The organism is Brochothrix thermosphacta DSM 20171 = FSL F6-1036, assembly GCF_036884295.1.
Taxonomy (GTDB): Bacteria; Bacillota; Bacilli; order Lactobacillales; family Listeriaceae; genus Brochothrix; species Brochothrix thermosphacta.
The window spans coordinates 111,651-128,447 of record NZ_CP145608.1; the positions used below are offsets into that span (position 1 = coordinate 111,651).

Sequence of the window (16,797 nt, forward strand, 5' to 3'; positions counted from 1 at the left end):
TGTTACTTAAACTAAAAATAACTTATATATCCAAGGAGGAAATATCAAAATGGCAAAAGAAAAATTCGATCGCTCAAAAGCCCATGTAAACGTTGGTACTATCGGACACGTTGACCATGGTAAAACTACTTTAACTGCAGCTATTACAACTGTATTATCTAAGAAAGGTTTCGCAGAAGCTTCAGCATACGACGCTATCGATGGCGCTCCTGAAGAACGTGAACGTGGGATTACTATCTCAACTGCACACGTTGAATACGAAACTGAAACTCGTCACTACGCTCACGTTGACTGTCCTGGACACGCGGATTATGTTAAAAACATGATCACTGGTGCTGCTCAAATGGATGGTGGTATCTTAGTAGTATCTGCTGCTGATGGTCCAATGCCTCAAACACGTGAACACATTTTACTTTCTCGTCAAGTTGGTGTTCCTTACATCGTTGTATTCTTAAACAAATGCGACATGGTTGATGATGAAGAATTATTAGAATTAGTTGAAATGGAAGTTCGTGACTTATTAAGCGAATATGACTTCCCTGGTGATGATATTCCAATCATCCAAGGTTCAGCTCTTAAAGCATTACAAGGAGAACCAGAATACGAAGCTAAAATCGACGAATTGATGGCAGCTGTAGATTCTTATATCCCAACTCCAGAACGTGACACTGACAAACCATTCATGATGCCAGTTGAGGATGTATTCTCAATCACTGGACGTGGAACTGTTGCTACAGGCCGTGTTGAACGTGGTGTTATCAAAGTTGCTGACGAGATCGAAATCGTTGGTATCCACGATACTAAAAAATCAGTTGTTACTGGTGTTGAAATGTTCCGTAAATTGTTAGATTACGCTGAAGCTGGCGATAACATTGGTGCATTATTACGTGGTGTTTCTCGTGAAGATATCGAGCGTGGACAAGTACTTGCTAAACCAGGTACTATCACTCCTCATACTTCTTTCACTGCAGAAGTATACGTATTATCTAAAGAAGAGGGTGGACGTCATACTCCATTCTTCAACAACTACCGTCCACAATTCTACTTCCGTACTTCTGACGTAACTGGTTCAATCACGTTACCAGAAGGTACTGAAATGGTTATGCCTGGTGATAACGTTTCTATCACTGTAGAATTACACGCTCCAATCGCTATCGAAGATGGTACTAAATTCTCTATCCGTGAGGGTGGACGTACTGTTGGTGCTGGTGTTGTAGCATCAATCAACAAATAATAATTAATTATTTTACCGATACAGGTTTTCCTGTATCGGTTTTTTTATGTGTTAAATTAAGCAGGAATGAACGGAGTTGTGTTAATCTATTGATGTAGCAAAATCATGATGTTCCAATAAAGAGCATTGGAAGGGTGTGCCAACTGAAAATGAAGAAAATATATAATAGAAGAAACGGGTTTTTTGTAACACTGTTGCTTGTTGTTGTCGTTATGCTAAGCGCATGCGGACCTAGGAGCAGTGATCAATCAACTGCAGGGGAAAAGGCATCCGCAAAACAACCAAGCATTGACGAGCCGATGAGTGCTGTTGTATTTATTCATGGGTACAACGGATCTGAGAATAGTATGGCACCGATGATCAAGCGCCTTGCTAAAAAAGAAAAGTCCTTTGCTAGTGGTGTAACGTTTACAATTGAACCAAATGGTAGTTACGAGAAAAAAGGTGAGTTTGTTGCTCATAAAAAGAATCTCGTTAATGTAGTGTATGCTGATAGCCAAACAGAGGCAGCTACCGAAGGTGAACAACTCGCAACAGTGATGAGTGCTTTGCGTGAGGCGGGGATAAAGACTGTTGATTTTGTAGCTCATTCTATGGGAGGGACAACAATCACGTATTATCTTGAATCTCAACCAGATGAAACAAAAGTGCCGAAAGTGGAAAAGTTTGTTGCAATTGGAACGCCGTTTGCTTGGGCAGGAACAGCTGCAGCGTCTGAAAACAATGTATTGGAACAAAATAAAGTGGATTTGCCGACTAATCTGTCAGTTTATGGTATTATAGGGAATGTTGGTGATGAATCAGATGGTACAGTACCATATGCTGATGCGCATTTCGCTAAACGTTTGTTTGCTAATTATCAAGAGGCGATTATAACAGGTGATAAAGCAGCGCATAGTAAGTTACGCAACAATGATAAAGTGGATGAAATTATTCTGCGATTTTTGACGAACTAAAAAAGAATTAAGAAGCACTTGAAAGTTAGTCCGAAATAATGTATAATTGTAAAAGTGTGAAACCAAAGGGGTTCGTATGCCTATTACGGGCGAACGAAATCTAGCAGTGCCCACAAAAATGTTGAAGTGGGAGGTTGCGATACACCCGGCCGCTTTGTCATGGCGCTTGTATTGGAAATTTCCATGGAATATGCTTGGACAACAAGCAAAAAGGAGGGAAAATAATGGCAAAACAACAAATTCGTATTCGTTTAAAAGCTTATGACCACCGTATTTTAGATCAGTCAGCAGAAAAAATCGTTGAAACAGCGAAACGTGCAGGTGCGGAGGTATCTGGCCCGATTCCGTTGCCAACAGAACGTTCTGTATATACTGTTATCCGTGCGACTCACAAGTATAAAGATTCTCGTGAGCAGTTCGAAATGCGTACTCACAAACGTTTAATCGATATCGTAAACCCAACACCAAAAACAGTTGACTCGTTAATGCGTCTTGACTTACCAAGTGGTGTGGACATCGAAATCAAATTATAATTCAAACAAAAAAACAGGAGGTGTAACCCATGACTAAAGGAATCTTAGGTAAAAAAGTAGGTATGACACAAATTTTTACTGCTAACGGTGAATTAATTCCAGTAACTGTAATCGAAGCAACTCCAAACGTTGTTTTACAAAAGAAAACAGTTGAAACTGATGGCTATGAAGCTATTCAACTTGGATTTGACACTAAGCGTGAAAAATTGTCGAACAAACCAGAGCAAGGTCATGCAAGTAAAGCTAATACTGCTCCTAAGCGCTTCGTTAAAGAATTTGACGGCGTTAGCTTAGACGAGTATGAAGTTGGTTCAGAAATCAAGGTTGATATATTCGCAGCAGGTGACGTCGTTGATGTTACAGGTACTTCGAAAGGTAAAGGTTTCCAAGGCTCAATTAAACGCCATGGTCAATCACGTGGACCTATGTCTCACGGTAGCCGTTATCATCGTCGTCCTGGTTCAATGGGTCCCGTTGCACCTAACCGCGTATTCAAAAATAAAAAACTTCCAGGACAAATGGGTGGTACTCAAATTACAATCCAAAACCTTGAAGTTGTACAAATCGACTCAGAACGTAACTTGATCTTGATCAAAGGAAACGTACCTGGTCCTAAAAAATCTTTAATCCAAATTAAAAAAGCTTTAAAAGCTTAATTAATGATTCAGAAAGGAGGAACTAGAAATGCCTAAAGTAGCACTTTTAAAACAAGATGGTACAAACGCTGGTGAGTTAACACTAAATGATTCTATTTTTGGAATCGAGCCTAACGAAAATGTCGTATTCGATGCAATTATTATGCAACGTGCTTCATTACGTCAAGGTAACCATAAGGTTAAAAATCGCTCTGAAGTACGTGGTGGTGGTCGTAAGCCATGGCGTCAAAAAGGAACTGGACGTGCGCGTCAAGGTTCTATCCGCTCACCTCAATGGGTTGGTGGTGGTGTTGTATTCGGTCCTACTCCACGTAGTTACTCTTACAAATTACCTAAAAAAGTTCGTCGTTTAGCTCTTAAATCAGTTTTATCTGACAAAGTTGCAAACGAAAAATTGGTAGCTTTAGAAGGCTTAGCTTTCGATGCACCAAAAACTAAAGATTTTATCGCAGCATTAGCTGGTCTTAAAATCGAAGGTAAAACATTAGTAGTCATTGATGACGCTAGTGTAAATGCAGAAATCTCTGCACGTAACCTTCAAGGAGTTACAGTTGTCAAAGCAGACGGAATTAACGTATTAGATATCGTTGCACACGATAACCTAATCATTACTAAATCTGCTGTTGAAAAAATAGAGGAGGTGCTTGCATAATGGATGCACGTGACATCATTAAGCGCCCAGTCATCACTGAACAATCAATGACTTTCGTTGAAGAAAACAAATATGTTTTCGAAGTAGACGTTAAAGCTAACAAAGTAGCTGTCAAAAAAGCTATCGAAGAAATTTTCGATGTTAAAGTTGCTAAAGTTAACGTTTTAAACTACAAAGCGAAATTTAAACGTATGGGTAAATACGCTGGTTATACTAATAAACGCCGTAAAGCGGTTATTACATTAGCTGAAGGTAGTAAAGAAATTACATTATTCGAAAACTAATACAGTAAGGAGGATAACCAATAATGGGAATCAGAAAATATAAACCAACCACAAACGGTCGTCGTAACATGACTTCACTTGATTTTGCAGAGATTACTACTAATAAACCAGAGAAATCGTTGCTACAATCTAAGTTCCGTCAAGCTGGCCGTAACAACCAAGGTAAAATTACTGTTCGTCACCATGGTGGGGGACATAAGAAACAATACCGTATCATCGACTTTAAACGTAATAAAGATGGCATTCCAGGACGCGTTGCAACGATCGAATACGATCCAAACCGTACTGCTAATATCGCTTTAATTCATTACGCTGATGGAGAGAAACGTTACATCATCGCTCCTAAAGGTCTTGTTGTTGACATGGTAATCTATTCAGGCGAAGGCGCTGATATTAAAATCGGTAACGCTTTAGCTTTGAAAAACATTCCAGTAGGTACTGTCGTTCATAACATTGAACTTAAACCAGAAAAAGGTGGACAACTTGTTCGTTCTGCCGGTACTTCTGCTCAAGTTCTTGGTAAAGAAGGCACTAAATACGTACTTGTACGTTTAAACTCTGGAGAAGTTCGTATGATCTTGGCTGAATGTCGCGCGACAATCGGACAAGTTGGTAACGAACAACACGAATTAGTGAACATCGGTAAAGCTGGTCGTTCGCGTTGGTTAGGTAAACGTCCAACAGTTCGTGGTTCTGTAATGAACCCTAACGATCACCCACACGGTGGTGGTGAAGGTAAAGCTCCGATTGGTCGTAAATCACCAATGTCTCCATGGGGTAAACCAACTCTTGGTAAGAAAACACGTAAGAAAACGAACAAGTCCGATAAATTTATCGTTCGTGGACGTAAAAAATAATCGTTACGCAGCGTAGCTTTTGCTACGCGGCCATTATCCGAAGGGAGGCAATCTAATGGGTCGTAGTCTTAAAAAAGGACCTTTTGCTGATGATCACTTAGTTAAAAAAGTGGAAGCTGCAAAAACGTCTGAGAAAAAAGTTGTAATTAAAACTTGGTCACGCCGTTCTACAATCTTCCCATCATTTGTCGGCACTACAATTGCTGTCTATGATGGACGTAAACACGTTCCAGTTTTCATTCAAGAAGATATGGTTGGTCATAAACTAGGTGAATTTGCACCTACACGTACTTACCGTGGTCACGGTAGTGACGATAAAAGAACTCGTTAAATTTGAGAGGAGGGTTTTCCAATGGCAGAAATCACATCTGCAAAAGCAATTGTAAAAACAGTGCGCATTGCTCCTCGTAAAGCACGTCTAGTTGCTGATTTAATTCGAGGCAAGCAAGTTGGAGAAGCTATCGCTATCTTGGCATTAACGCCACGTGGTGCTTCACCAATTATCACTAAAGTATTAAACTCTGCTATCGCTAACGCGGAGCATAACTATGATTTAGACATCAACAAATTAGTTGTATCTGACATTCAAGTGAATGAAGGACCAACGTTGAAACGTTTCCGTCCACGTGCGATGGGTCGTGCAAGTCAAATTAACAAACGTACAAGTCACATCTCTGTAGTAGTGACAGAAAAATAAAGGAGGGATAGTCGTGGGTCAAAAAATTAATCCAATAGGTATGCGTGTTGGTATTATCCGTGACTGGGATGCCAAATGGTATGCTGGTAAAGATTACGCAGACTTATTACACGAAGATTTACACATTCGTGAATATATCGCTAAACGCTTAAAAGATGCTTCAGTTTCACGTGTTGAAATTGAACGTGCTGCAAAACGCGTTAACGTTTCGATTCATACTGCTAAACCAGGTATGGTTATTGGTAAAGGCGGAGCTGAAGTTGAAACTTTACGTAAAGCATTAAACGACTTAACAGGTAAACGTGTTCATATCAACATCGTTGAAATCAAACGTGCTGATCTTGATGCTAAATTAGTTGGGGAGAACATTGCTCAACAATTAGAAAACCGTGTATCATTCCGTCGTGCACTTAAACAAGCTATGCAACGTACTATGCGTGCAGGCGCTAAAGGGATCAAAACGCAAGTTTCTGGTCGTTTAGGCGGAGCTGACATGGCTCGTACAGAACATTATAGTGAAGGAACTGTTCCTCTTCATACATTACGCGCAGACATTGACTACGCATGGGAAGAAGCAGATACTACTTTTGGTAAACTAGGCGTTAAAGTTTGGATTTACCGCGGTGAAGTCCTTCCAACGAAGAAAAATATTGAAAAATCGGAAGGAGGCAAATAAAGATGTTAGTACCTAAACGTGTTAAATATCGTAGAGAACACCGTGGGAAAATGCGTGGTTTTACTAAAGGCGGCGCAGAAGTAGCATTCGGTGAATACGGCTTACAAGCTGTTGAATCATCATGGATCACTAACCGTCAAATCGAAGCATCTCGTATTGCTATGACTCGTTTTATGAAACGTGGCGGTAAGGTTTGGATTAAAATCTTCCCTCATAAATCATACACTGCTAAAGCAATCGGTGTTCGTATGGGTTCTGGTAAAGGTGCTCCTGAAGGTTGGGTAAGTCCAGTTAAACGTGGCAAGATTCTTTTTGAAGTTGCCGGCGTTCCTGAAGATGTAGCTCGCGAAGCTCTTCGATTGGCATCACATAAATTGCCAATCAAAACAAAATTCGTAAAACGTGAAGAAATTGGTGGTGACTCAAATGAAAACTAAAGAAATTCGTGACTTGTCCACTACTGAAATTCAATCAAAAGAAAAAGAGTTAAAAGAAGAGTTATTCAACTTACGTTTCCAACTTGCAACGGGTCAATTAGAAAACACTGCTCGCATTCGTCAAGTACGTAAAGCAATTGCTCGTGTTAAAACTATCGTTCGCGAACGTGAATTAGCGTAAATTAACTTTTTAAGTTATAATAAAATCTTTTGAGAAGGAGGATTACACTCATATGTCAGAAAGTAATCAACGTAAAGTATACACTGGCCGTGTTGTTTCAGATAAGATGGACAAAACAATTACTGTAGTAGTTGAAGGTGTCAAAAAACATAAGTTATACGGCAAACGTGTGAAATACTCGAAAAAATTCAAAGCACATGATGAAAATAATACAGCTAAAGTTAACGATATCGTTCGTATTGAAGAAACTCGTCCGTTATCAGCTACTAAACGCTTCCGCATCGTTGAAATCGTGGAAACTGCTGTTGTTATCTAATCGCGTTAAATCAATCGTGCATATATCGCAAGTCGATGTTGCATAGAAGGAGGAATATCAGTGATTCAACAAGAAAGTAGAATGAAAGTCGCTGACAACTCTGGTGCTCGCGAAGTTTTAACAATTAAGGTACTTGGTGGATCTGGCCGCAAAACTGCTGGCATCGGTGATATCGTTGTAGCTACTGTTAAAAATGCAACACCAGGTGGCGTTGTCAAAAAAGGTGAAGTTGTTAAAGCTGTCATCGTTCGTACTAAGTCTGGCGCTCGTCGTCCTGACGGTTCTTACATCAAATTTGACGAAAACGCATGCGTTATCATCAAAGATGACAAGAGTCCTAAAGGAACTCGTATTTTCGGACCTGTTGCACGTGAATTACGTGAAAGCAACTTCATGAAAATCGTTTCTCTTGCTCCAGAAGTACTTTAAGAAATACATGCAACCCATTCCGAGTGAAAAAGGAGGTGCCTATAGATATGCATCTAAAAAAAGGTGATAAAGTTCAAGTATTAGCAGGAAAAGATAAAGGTAAACAAGGCGTTATCTTATCAATCATCGCTAAAAAAGATCGCGTCATTGTAGAAGGTATCAACATGATTAAAAAACATGCTAAACCATCGAATGATAACCCTCAAGGTGGTATTTTAAATATCGAAGCACCGATTCATATGTCAAACGTTGCTCTTCTTGACCCTAAATCTGGTAAACCAACTCGCGTTGGATACAAGATTGTTGGAGACGAAAAAGTACGTGTAGCTAAAAAATCAGGTGAAGTAATTAAATAATCTCTTTAAGAAAGGAGGACTACATTATAATGAGTCGCTTCAAAGACATTTATAAAAAAGACATTGCACCTGCGTTAGTAACTAAATTCGGATACGAATCAGTTATGCAAGTGCCTCAAGTAGATAAAATCGTTATCAACATGGGTGTTGGTGATGCAACTTCAAACGCTAAGTTATTAGACAAAGCTGTTGAAGAATTAACATTAATCGCAGGTCAAAAACCTGTTATTACTAAAGCTAAGAAATCTATCGCTGGTTTCCGTTTACGTGAAGGTGTTCCAATCGGAACTAAAGTTACTTTACGTGGCGAAAAAATGTACGAATTCCTTGATAAATTAGTATCTGTATCACTTCCTCGTGTACGTGATTTCCGTGGTGTTTCTAAAAAAGCATTTGACGGTCGCGGTAACTACACTTTAGGTGTTAAAGAACAATTAATTTTCCCGGAAATTAGTTTTGACTTAGTTGATAAAACTCGCGGAATGGATATCGTTATTGTTACAACTGCTAACACTGACGAAGAAGCTCGTGAATTATTAACTGGATTTGGATTCCCATTCCAAAAATAATAAACATTGCGTAGGCGATGTAAAATAAGGAGGCAACATTGTGGCTAAAAAATCAATGGTAGCTAAACAACAACGCACACCTAAACATGCGGTTCAAGCGTACACTCGCTGTGAACGTTGTGGTCGTCCGCACTCAGTTATCCGCAAATTTAAACTTTGCCGTATTTGTTTCCGTGAATTGGCTTACAAAGGTCAAATTCCTGGTGTTAAAAAAGCAAGCTGGTAAGTATTCAGTATTGGAAGGAGGTTAATTAAAAATGGTCATGACAGATCCAATTGCAGATTTCTTAACTCGTGTTCGTAACGCTAACATGGTTCGCCACGAGAGCTTAGAGGTTCCGGCTTCTAACGTCAAAAAAGAAATCGCTGACATTCTTAAACGCGAAGGTTTTATCCGTGAAGTTGAGTATATCGAAGATGACAAGCAAAATGTTATCCGCGTATTCTTAAAATATGGTGCTAACGACGAACGCGTTATTACAGGTTTAAAACGTATTTCTAAACCAGGTTTGCGTGTATATGCGAAAGCTGATGAAGTTCCTAAAGTATTAAACGGTTTAGGTATCGCTATCGTATCAACATCAAACGGTTTATTAACAGATAAAGAAGCACGTGCCAAACAAGTTGGCGGCGAAGTACTCGCTTACGTGTGGTAATAATTTAGAACATAAGGAGGTGCAAACATGTCACGTATTGGTAAAAAACCAGTCGTTATTCCAGCTGGCGTAACCGTTACTATCACTGATAACAATCACGTAACTGTAAAAGGTGCATTAGCAGAATTAACAAATCAATTTGACTCAAATCTTACTATCAAACAAGAAGGCGAAGAGATTACGATCGCTCGTTCTTCTGAAGATAAAAAAGTACGTGCTCTTCATGGTACAACTCGTGCGTTAATCGCGAACATGGTAGAGGGTGTATCTACAGGCTTTACAAAAGGCTTAGAACTTATTGGTGTTGGTTACCGTGCTCAAAAGCAAGGTACTAAACTAGTTCTTAACGTTGGATACTCTCACCCAGTTGAGTTTGAACCAGAAGCAGGTATTGAAGTTGAAGTTCCTGCCGCAACATCAGTAATCATCAAAGGTTCTGATAAAGAAAAAGTTGGCGCATTAGCTGCTAACATTCGTGCGGTACGTCCACCAGAGCCTTACAAAGGTAAAGGTATTCGTTACGTAGGCGAGTATGTTCGTCGTAAAGAAGGTAAAACTGGTAAATAATGCTGCCTAGCATTTTTACTAAGTCTATGAGAAAAAGAGGTGACTCATTGTGATTACGAAATTGGATAAAAACAAAACTCGTAAAAAACGTCATGGCCGCGTCCGTTCTAAAATTAGCGGAACTGCTGCATGTCCACGTTTAAACGTATTCCGTTCAAACACTAACATTTATGCTCAATTGATCGACGACGTTAATGGTGTAACTTTAGCTAGCGCATCTAACATCGAAAAAGATTTCGACGTTAAAGGCTCTAAAACTGAACTTGCTCAAGCTGTTGGTAAATTAGTAGCTGAACGTGGTGTTGCTAAAAACATCGAAAAAGTTGTCTTTGACCGTGGAGGTTACTTATATCACGGACGTGTTGCAGCATTAGCTGACGCAGCTCGTGAAAACGGTTTGAAATTCTAAAAAAGGAGGTAAATACATTCATGGCTTATATTGATCCAAACACATTAGGAGAATTGGAAGAACGCGTTGTTACTATCAACCGTGTTGCAAAAGTTGTAAAAGGTGGACGTCGTTTCCGTTTTACTGCTTTAGTAGTTGTCGGTGACCGTAATGGACACGTTGGTTTCGGTACTGGTAAAGCTCAAGAAGTTCCAGATGCAATTCGTAAAGCAGTTGAAGATGCTAAGAAAAACTTAGTTGTTCTTCCAATTGTTGGAAGTACTATTCCACACCGTGTACTCGGTAACTTTGGCGGCGGTTCTGTTCTTATGAAACCTGCAGCAGAAGGTTCTGGTGTAACAGCTGGTGGACCTGTACGTGCTATCCTTGAATTAGGTGGCGTTGCTGATGTATCTTCTAAATCTTTAGGTTCAAGCACTCCAATTAACATGGTACGTGCGACAATCGAAGGAATTAAAGAACTTAAAACAGCAGAAGACGTAGCTCGTTTACGTAACATCTCTGTTGAAGAATTATTAGGATAAGGAGGTACTACATTATGGCTGAAAAATTAGTAGTAACATTGAAACGCAGCTTAATCGGACGTCCTCAAGATCAACGTGATACTGTAAAAGCTTTAGGCTTAGGTAAAACTAACAGTACTGTTGAGAAAAACGATACTCCTGCGATTCGCGGCATGATCAACAAAGTGTCTCATTTAATTGAGGTCACTGAAAAATAATACAGTACTCCTTTAGGGGAGTGTTGTAAATTTTTTGTTAAAATATATAAGGAGGTGCAATATATAATGAAACTTCATGAATTAAAACCTTCTGAGGGATCTCGTAAAGTACGTCACCGTGTTGGACGTGGATCTTCATCAGGTATGGGTAAAACTTCTGGACGTGGACAAAAAGGTCAAAACTCTCGTTCAGGTGGTGGTGTTCGTTTAGGTTTTGAAGGTGGTCAAACTCCTTTATTCCGTCGTTTACCAAAACGTGGTTTTAACAATATCAACCGTAAAGATTACGCAGTTGTTAACGTTGAAACATTAAACCGTTTTGAAGATGGAACTGTAGTAACTCCTGCTTTATTAATTGAAACAGGCGTAATCAGTAAACAATTAAACGGAATTAAAGTGTTGTCGAACGGTACTTTATCTACTAAACTTACTGTTCAAGCACATAAATTTTCACAAGCTGCAAAAGAAGCTATCGAAGCAGCTGGTGGTAGTGTAGAGGTGATTTAATGTTTCAGACATTTATGAACTTCTTCAAAGTAAAAGACATTAGACGTAAAATTCTTTTTACTTTGGCATTATTGATCGTCTTTCGTATTGGGGCGCACATACCAATTCCTGGTGTTGATGCGTCACAATTAAAAGCGTTGAATACATCGCTAGTAGGTTTCTTGGACTTATTTGGTGGTGGCTCGCTATCCAACTTCTCAATTTTTGCTGTTGGTATCATGCCGTATATTACGGCGTCTATCATTGTGCAATTGTTGGAAATGGATGTCGTTCCAAAGTTTGCTGAATGGGCTAAACAAGGTGAAATGGGCCGTCGTAAGTTGAATCAATTTAAACGCTATTTAACGATTGCACTAGGCTTAGTACAATCTTTCGGTGTTTCATATGGTTTCAACAATATGACAGGCGCTACACTTGTTCCTAACGCTTCTGTCGGTCAATTCGCATTAATGGCTATCATCCTAACAACAGGAACTATGTTCTTGATGTGGATGGGTGAACAAATTACTGAAAAAGGTATCGGAAACGGTGTATCAATCATTATTATGGCTGGTATTATCGCAAACGTTCCTTCATCAGTTGGTCAATTGCTTACGACACAACTTGCTAAAACAGGCACACCGCTTTTCATCACTGTGATTGAAATGCTATTACTTGTTGTAGCTGTAATTGTTATCGTTGCGTTAGTTGTATTCGTACAACAAGCGTCACGTAAAATTCCTGTTCATTATTCAAAACGTGCGTCTACTCCGACTGCCCCTCGTGGTGCTCAAGTATCGCATTTACCTTTGAAAGTGAACTCAGCAGGTGTTATTCCGGTTATCTTTGCTTCAGCGTTTATCATTACTCCTCAAACACTCTTGACCTTTGCGGATCAAGATAAAGGATGGGTACAAACATTAGGTAAAGTATTTAACCTTCAACAACCAGCAGGAATGGTATTATATGTTATCTTGATTCTTGCTTTCACATACTTCTATGCATTCATTCAAGTGAATCCAGAAAAAGTTGCTGAAAACTTACAAAAACAAGGTGGCTATGTACCAACAATTCGTCCTGGTAAAGATACAGAAAAATATCTATCGTCAGTGCTTATGCGTTTGACATTCGTAGGTTCAATTTTCTTAGCAGCAATTGCAATCTTACCAACAATTGGAACACAGCTGTTTGGCTTACCTCAAGGCTTAGGCATTGGTGGAACATCACTACTTATCATGGTAGGGGTTGCGCTAGACACTATGAAACAATTAGAAGGACAACTTGTGAAACGTAACTATAGAGGATTTCTTAAGTAAGTGTTAAATGGGAGCAAGATTATTCTTCGCTTCCATCTGCCTTACCCTCAGAAAGATTTATAGATCTTTGCAAGGTAGCAACAATATTCGAAAAACAAAGCATGCTTTGGCTTTGAAGAATGGGAGAAAAACCAATATGAACTTAGTTTTAATGGGGCTTCCGGGTGCAGGAAAAGGCACGCAAGCTGAGCGCATTGTTGCTCAGTACCATATACCGCATATTTCAACTGGAGATATGTTCCGCGCTGCAATTAAGAACGGAACAGAGCTTGGTTTGAAAGCTAAAGCGTTTATGGATGAAGGAAATCTAGTACCTGATGAAGTAACGAACGGTATTGTTCGTGAACGTCTTGCACAAGATGATGCTAAAGAAGGCTTTTTGCTTGATGGTTTCCCAAGAACTGTCGCTCAAGCTGATGAATTAGAAAAAATCTTAAAAGATTTGAATCGTAGCTTAGACGCTGTCATCAATATTCAAGTTGATCAATCATTATTAATGGAACGCTTAACAGGTCGATGGATTTGCCCGACGTGTGGACGTACGTATCACGCGACTTACAACCCGCCGAAAACTGCTGGTGTTTGTGATGATGATAACGCAACATTGTATCAACGAGAAGATGATAAACCTGAAACAGTTGAAAATCGTTTGGCTGTTAATACGAAACAAACCCAACCATTGCTTGATTTTTATAACCAATTAGGTTATTTAAAAGAGATTGATGGTGGACGAGCGATAGATGAAGTCTTTAAGGATATTAATAAACTATTATCGAAATAGTTGTTAAAACGCCCGAAGTCTAGTATAATGGATAACTGGCAACGAATTGTTGAATTTTATTACTTTTATGTTGTAATGTGTTCAATTATACGTAGAAATAATGCGTCTTTTTCGTAAGATCCCGTTATTTTTAGAAGTGTCAAGTTGGTTAAGTAATAACTAAACTTCCGAACGGCGGATAAAGACGATTCCAAAGTTCAAGACAAAAAGGAGGTAACGAGGTAATGGCGAAAGAAGATGTAATTGAGGTTGAAGGTGTAATTAAAGAAACTTTACCGAACGCTATGTTTAAGGTTGAGTTAGAAAACGGTCATGCGGTACTTGCTACTATTTCAGGTAAGATTCGTATGCACTATATTCGTATTTTACCGGGGGACAAAGTAACTGTTGAACTTTCTCCGTACGATTTAACGCGCGGAAGAATAACATACCGTTTCAAATAATCTGAACTCCGGCATATTGAAGGAGGTATTCTACGATGAAAGTAAGACCATCCGTGAAACCGATCTGCGAAAAATGTAAAGTTATTCGCCGTAAGGGTAAAGTCATGGTAATTTGTGAAAATCCGAAACATAAACAAAGACAAGGTTAATAATTAGGGAGGTGCACATAAATGGCACGTATTGCTGGAGTGGATGTTCCACGTGAAAAACGCATCGTTATTTCATTGACATACGTATTCGGTATTGGTACGACTACTGCTCAAAAAGTTTTAGAAGAAGCAGGCGTTAACCCAAATACTCGTACTCGTGATTTAACAGAAGACGAATTAACTAAAATTCGTGAAGTTGTTGATACAGTTAAAACAGAAGGTGACTTACGTCGTGAGGTCGCATTAGACATCAAACGTTTACAAGAAATCGGTTCTTTCCGAGGAATTCGTCACCGTCGTGGTTTACCTGTTCGTGGTCAAAACACGAAAAACAACGCTCGTACTCGTAAAGGTCCATCGAAATCTATCGCTGGTAAGAAAAAATAATAATAAGCAAGGAGGTCAACTAACAAATGGCACGTAAAACAAACACTCGTAAACGTCGTGTGAAAAAGAATGTTGAATCTGGTATTGCACATATCCGTTCTACTTTCAATAACACTATCGTTACATTAACAGATATGCAAGGAAACGCTTTAGCTTGGTCAAGTTCAGGTTCATTAGGTTTCCGTGGTTCTAAAAAATCAACACCGTTCGCTGCTCAAATGGCTGCAGAAACTGCTGCTAAAGTAGGTATGGAACATGGTTTGAAAACATTGGAAGTAACAGTTAAAGGTCCTGGTTCAGGTCGTGAAGCTGCTATCCGTGCTTTACAAGCTGTTGGTCTTGAAGTAACTGCTATTAAAGATGTTACTCCAATTCCTCACAATGGTTGTCGACCACCAAAACGTCGTCGTGTATAATTAACAATTGAACATTGCTTTAATTACTAAATTATATTCAAATTGTAACAAGACGTTTATCATGGGAGGTATAATAAATGATCGAAATTGAAAAGCCGAAAATTGAAACGATTGAGATCAGTGAAGATAGCCGTTATGGGAAGTTCGTCATTGAACCACTAGAACGCGGTTATGGTATCACTTTAGGCAACTCCTTGCGTCGTATCCTTTTATCTTCATTACCAGGTGCAGCGGTTACTTCTATCCAAGCAGACACAGTTTTACATGAATTCTCAGCAATTGATGGTGTCGTTGAAGATGTAACACGTATTATCTTGAACTTGAAGAAACTTGCTTTGAAAATCTATTCTGATGATGAAAAAACATTAGAAATCGATGTTCAAGGACCAGGTGTGGTTACGGCAGCTGATATTAACTTTGATAGTGATGTTGAAATCTTAAATCCAGATTTACATATTGCAACTCTTAGTGAAAATGCACATTTCCATATGCGCTTGCATGCAAGTCGCGGTCGTGGATACCGTCCAGCTGATCAAAACAAACGCGAAGATATGCCAATTGGTGTTTTACCAATCGATTCTATCTTTACGCCAATTCTTAAAGCTAACTACCAAGTTGAAAATACTCGTGTAGGTCAAAATCCTGATTTTGACAAATTAACGTTTGACTTAACTACTGATGGAAGCATCGGCGTTAAAGAAGCGATTAGTTTAGCTGCTAAAATCTTAACGGAGCATTTGAACATCTTTGTTAACTTAACAGATGAAGCTCAAAATGCAGAAATTATGATTGAAAAAGAAGAGAGTAAAAAAGAAAAAGTGCTCGAAATGACAATCGAAGAACTCGATTTATCAGTTCGTTCATACAACTGTCTAAAACGTGCTGGTATTAATACTGTGCAAGAATTAGCAGATAAATCGGAAGAGGATATGATGAAAGTACGTAACCTTGGACGTAAATCACTTGAAGAAGTTAAGGTTAAATTAACTGATTTAGGATTAGGTCTTCGTAACGAAGATTAATTAAAGGAGGCAAAACACTAATGTGTTACCGTAAATTAGGCCGTACAAGCTCGCAACGTAAAGCTATGTTACGTGATTTAGCAACAGACTTAATTATCAACGAACGCATCGAAACTACTGAAGCTCGCGCTAAAGAACTTCGTAAACTTGTTGAAAAATTAATCACTGCTGGTAAACGTGGAGATTTAAGCGCTCGTCGTCGTGCAGCTGCAATCGTACGCCATGAAATCGTAGGTTATGTAGAAAAAGAAGTTACAGATAAAGAAGGAAACACAGTGACTAAGGAACGTCCAGTATATGCATTGCAAAAATTATTTGATGATGTAGCAGGTCGTTACACAGAACGTCAAGGTGGTTACACTCGTATCTATAAAAAAGGTCAACGTCGTGGCGATGGCGCACCAGTTGTCATTATTGAATTGGTAAAATAATACAAATTCGATCATTTATATGAAAACGTCTAAAGCATTGGCGTGTTATGATAAGGTGATTGATTTATTCATCATCTTGTCTAGCGCTGTTGTGCTTCTTAATTCTTTGCGGAGACTAAGGAGCACGGCTTTTTTTGTTTTTAAAATGTGAGAATATAATTTGGCTTTTGAAAATCGATC

30 protein-coding genes and 1 pseudogene are annotated in these 16,797 nt (G+C 39.0%); all 31 read left to right on the plus strand.

Annotated elements, in window-relative coordinates; translation table 11 throughout:
• The first annotated feature begins 49 nt into the window (after positions 1-49).
• On the plus strand, positions 50-1,234 hold the full coding sequence (gene tuf, locus V6S17_RS00550) for an elongation factor Tu (RefSeq protein WP_029091545.1): 1,185 nt from the start codon (positions 50-52) through the stop codon (positions 1,232-1,234).
• 149 nt (positions 1,235-1,383) lie between these two features.
• Positions 1,384-2,190, plus strand: a complete 807-nt coding sequence (locus V6S17_RS00555; protein WP_029091544.1) for an alpha/beta hydrolase — start codon at positions 1,384-1,386, stop codon at positions 2,188-2,190.
• Positions 2,191-2,414: 224 nt separating this feature from the next.
• Positions 2,415-2,723: a 30S ribosomal protein S10 gene (gene rpsJ / locus V6S17_RS00560; RefSeq protein ID WP_029091542.1), complete on the plus strand. Its 309-nt coding sequence runs from the start codon at positions 2,415-2,417 to the stop codon at positions 2,721-2,723.
• A 29-nt stretch (positions 2,724-2,752) separates the two neighbouring features.
• Positions 2,753-3,379: a 50S ribosomal protein L3 gene (rplC, locus tag V6S17_RS00565; protein ID WP_029091541.1), complete on the plus strand. Its 627-nt coding sequence runs from the start codon at positions 2,753-2,755 to the stop codon at positions 3,377-3,379.
• Between the two features lie 28 nt (positions 3,380-3,407).
• Positions 3,408-4,031, plus strand: coding sequence for a 50S ribosomal protein L4 (gene rplD / locus V6S17_RS00570; RefSeq protein ID WP_029091540.1), 624 nt, complete (start codon positions 3,408-3,410; stop codon positions 4,029-4,031).
• A complete protein-coding gene (gene rplW, locus V6S17_RS00575) occupies positions 4,031-4,315 on the plus strand; it encodes a 50S ribosomal protein L23 (RefSeq protein WP_029091539.1) in 285 nt (94 codons plus the stop codon). The genes rplD and rplW overlap by 1 nt, the downstream gene beginning before the upstream one ends.
• 23 nt (positions 4,316-4,338) lie before the next feature.
• Positions 4,339-5,172 carry a 50S ribosomal protein L2 gene (rplB, locus tag V6S17_RS00580; protein ID WP_029091538.1) on the plus strand — a complete coding sequence of 278 codons (834 nt, stop codon included), beginning with the start codon at positions 4,339-4,341 and terminating at the stop codon, positions 5,170-5,172.
• 55 nt (positions 5,173-5,227) lie between these two features.
• A complete protein-coding gene (gene rpsS, locus V6S17_RS00585) occupies positions 5,228-5,503 on the plus strand; it encodes a 30S ribosomal protein S19 (RefSeq protein ID WP_029091537.1) in 276 nt (91 codons plus the stop codon).
• Between the two features lie 21 nt (positions 5,504-5,524).
• A pseudogene (gene rplV / locus V6S17_RS00590) lies at positions 5,525-5,880 on the plus strand (50S ribosomal protein L22).
• A gap of 2 nt (positions 5,881-5,882) precedes the next feature.
• The gene (rpsC, locus tag V6S17_RS00595) at positions 5,883-6,545 is read left to right on the plus strand and encodes a 30S ribosomal protein S3 (protein WP_029091535.1); all 663 of its coding nucleotides are present in this window, start codon (positions 5,883-5,885) and stop codon (positions 6,543-6,545) included.
• A 2-nt stretch (positions 6,546-6,547) separates the two neighbouring features.
• Positions 6,548-6,982 carry a 50S ribosomal protein L16 gene (gene rplP, locus V6S17_RS00600; protein WP_029091534.1) on the plus strand — a complete coding sequence of 145 codons (435 nt, stop codon included), beginning with the start codon at positions 6,548-6,550 and terminating at the stop codon, positions 6,980-6,982.
• Positions 6,972-7,163, plus strand: coding sequence for a 50S ribosomal protein L29 (gene rpmC, locus V6S17_RS00605; RefSeq protein WP_029091533.1), 192 nt, complete (start codon positions 6,972-6,974; stop codon positions 7,161-7,163). The genes rplP and rpmC overlap by 11 nt, the downstream gene beginning before the upstream one ends.
• A 52-nt stretch (positions 7,164-7,215) precedes the next feature.
• Positions 7,216-7,479, plus strand: coding sequence for a 30S ribosomal protein S17 (rpsQ, locus tag V6S17_RS00610; RefSeq protein WP_029091532.1), 264 nt, complete (start codon positions 7,216-7,218; stop codon positions 7,477-7,479).
• Positions 7,480-7,539: 60 nt separating this feature from the next.
• Entirely contained in the window at positions 7,540-7,908 is a 369-nt protein-coding gene (gene rplN, locus V6S17_RS00615; protein ID WP_029091531.1) for a 50S ribosomal protein L14, read from the plus strand.
• Positions 7,909-7,955: 47 nt separating this feature from the next.
• Positions 7,956-8,264 carry a 50S ribosomal protein L24 gene (gene rplX, locus V6S17_RS00620; protein WP_029091530.1) on the plus strand — a complete coding sequence of 103 codons (309 nt, stop codon included), beginning with the start codon at positions 7,956-7,958 and terminating at the stop codon, positions 8,262-8,264.
• Positions 8,265-8,293: 29 nt separating this feature from the next.
• Complete coding sequence (gene rplE / locus V6S17_RS00625) at positions 8,294-8,833, plus strand: 50S ribosomal protein L5 (RefSeq protein WP_029091529.1); 540 nt, start codon at positions 8,294-8,296, stop codon at positions 8,831-8,833.
• Positions 8,834-8,873: 40 nt separating this feature from the next.
• Positions 8,874-9,059 carry a type Z 30S ribosomal protein S14 gene (locus tag V6S17_RS00630; protein ID WP_029091528.1) on the plus strand — a complete coding sequence of 62 codons (186 nt, stop codon included), beginning with the start codon at positions 8,874-8,876 and terminating at the stop codon, positions 9,057-9,059.
• Positions 9,060-9,090: 31 nt separating this feature from the next.
• Positions 9,091-9,489, plus strand: a complete 399-nt coding sequence (rpsH, locus tag V6S17_RS00635; protein ID WP_029091527.1) for a 30S ribosomal protein S8 — start codon at positions 9,091-9,093, stop codon at positions 9,487-9,489.
• A 27-nt stretch (positions 9,490-9,516) separates the two neighbouring features.
• Positions 9,517-10,056 carry a 50S ribosomal protein L6 gene (gene rplF, locus V6S17_RS00640; protein WP_029091526.1) on the plus strand — a complete coding sequence of 180 codons (540 nt, stop codon included), beginning with the start codon at positions 9,517-9,519 and terminating at the stop codon, positions 10,054-10,056.
• A gap of 49 nt (positions 10,057-10,105) precedes the next feature.
• Positions 10,106-10,465 carry a 50S ribosomal protein L18 gene (rplR, locus tag V6S17_RS00645; RefSeq protein ID WP_029091525.1) on the plus strand — a complete coding sequence of 120 codons (360 nt, stop codon included), beginning with the start codon at positions 10,106-10,108 and terminating at the stop codon, positions 10,463-10,465.
• 20 nt (positions 10,466-10,485) lie between these two features.
• Positions 10,486-10,989, plus strand: coding sequence for a 30S ribosomal protein S5 (rpsE, locus tag V6S17_RS00650; RefSeq protein WP_029091524.1), 504 nt, complete (start codon positions 10,486-10,488; stop codon positions 10,987-10,989).
• Between the two features lie 14 nt (positions 10,990-11,003).
• Entirely contained in the window at positions 11,004-11,186 is a 183-nt protein-coding gene (gene rpmD, locus V6S17_RS00655) for a 50S ribosomal protein L30 (RefSeq protein WP_029091523.1), read from the plus strand.
• 66 nt (positions 11,187-11,252) lie between these two features.
• Positions 11,253-11,693, plus strand: a complete 441-nt coding sequence (rplO, locus tag V6S17_RS00660) for a 50S ribosomal protein L15 (RefSeq protein WP_029091522.1) — start codon at positions 11,253-11,255, stop codon at positions 11,691-11,693.
• Positions 11,693-12,988, plus strand: a complete 1,296-nt coding sequence (gene secY / locus V6S17_RS00665; RefSeq protein ID WP_029091521.1) for a preprotein translocase subunit SecY — start codon at positions 11,693-11,695, stop codon at positions 12,986-12,988. The genes rplO and secY overlap by 1 nt, the downstream gene beginning before the upstream one ends.
• Before the next feature lie 136 nt (positions 12,989-13,124).
• Positions 13,125-13,769 (plus strand): adenylate kinase, encoded by a 645-nt coding sequence (locus V6S17_RS00670; RefSeq protein ID WP_029091520.1) that lies wholly within the window; start codon positions 13,125-13,127, stop codon positions 13,767-13,769.
• 224 nt (positions 13,770-13,993) lie between these two features.
• The gene (gene infA, locus V6S17_RS00675) at positions 13,994-14,212 is read left to right on the plus strand and encodes a translation initiation factor IF-1 (RefSeq protein ID WP_029091519.1); all 219 of its coding nucleotides are present in this window, start codon (positions 13,994-13,996) and stop codon (positions 14,210-14,212) included.
• 35 nt (positions 14,213-14,247) lie between these two features.
• Positions 14,248-14,361 carry a 50S ribosomal protein L36 gene (rpmJ, locus tag V6S17_RS00680; protein WP_029091518.1) on the plus strand — a complete coding sequence of 38 codons (114 nt, stop codon included), beginning with the start codon at positions 14,248-14,250 and terminating at the stop codon, positions 14,359-14,361.
• Positions 14,362-14,382: 21 nt separating this feature from the next.
• Positions 14,383-14,748, plus strand: coding sequence for a 30S ribosomal protein S13 (gene rpsM, locus V6S17_RS00685; protein ID WP_029091517.1), 366 nt, complete (start codon positions 14,383-14,385; stop codon positions 14,746-14,748).
• Between the two features lie 26 nt (positions 14,749-14,774).
• Positions 14,775-15,164: a 30S ribosomal protein S11 gene (gene rpsK / locus V6S17_RS00690; RefSeq protein WP_029091516.1), complete on the plus strand. Its 390-nt coding sequence runs from the start codon at positions 14,775-14,777 to the stop codon at positions 15,162-15,164.
• Between the two features lie 77 nt (positions 15,165-15,241).
• Positions 15,242-16,186 (plus strand): DNA-directed RNA polymerase subunit alpha, encoded by a 945-nt coding sequence (locus V6S17_RS00695; RefSeq protein ID WP_029091515.1) that lies wholly within the window; start codon positions 15,242-15,244, stop codon positions 16,184-16,186.
• 20 nt (positions 16,187-16,206) lie between these two features.
• Entirely contained in the window at positions 16,207-16,617 is a 411-nt protein-coding gene (gene rplQ / locus V6S17_RS00700) for a 50S ribosomal protein L17 (protein ID WP_029091514.1), read from the plus strand.
• Positions 16,618-16,797 lie beyond the last annotated feature (180 nt).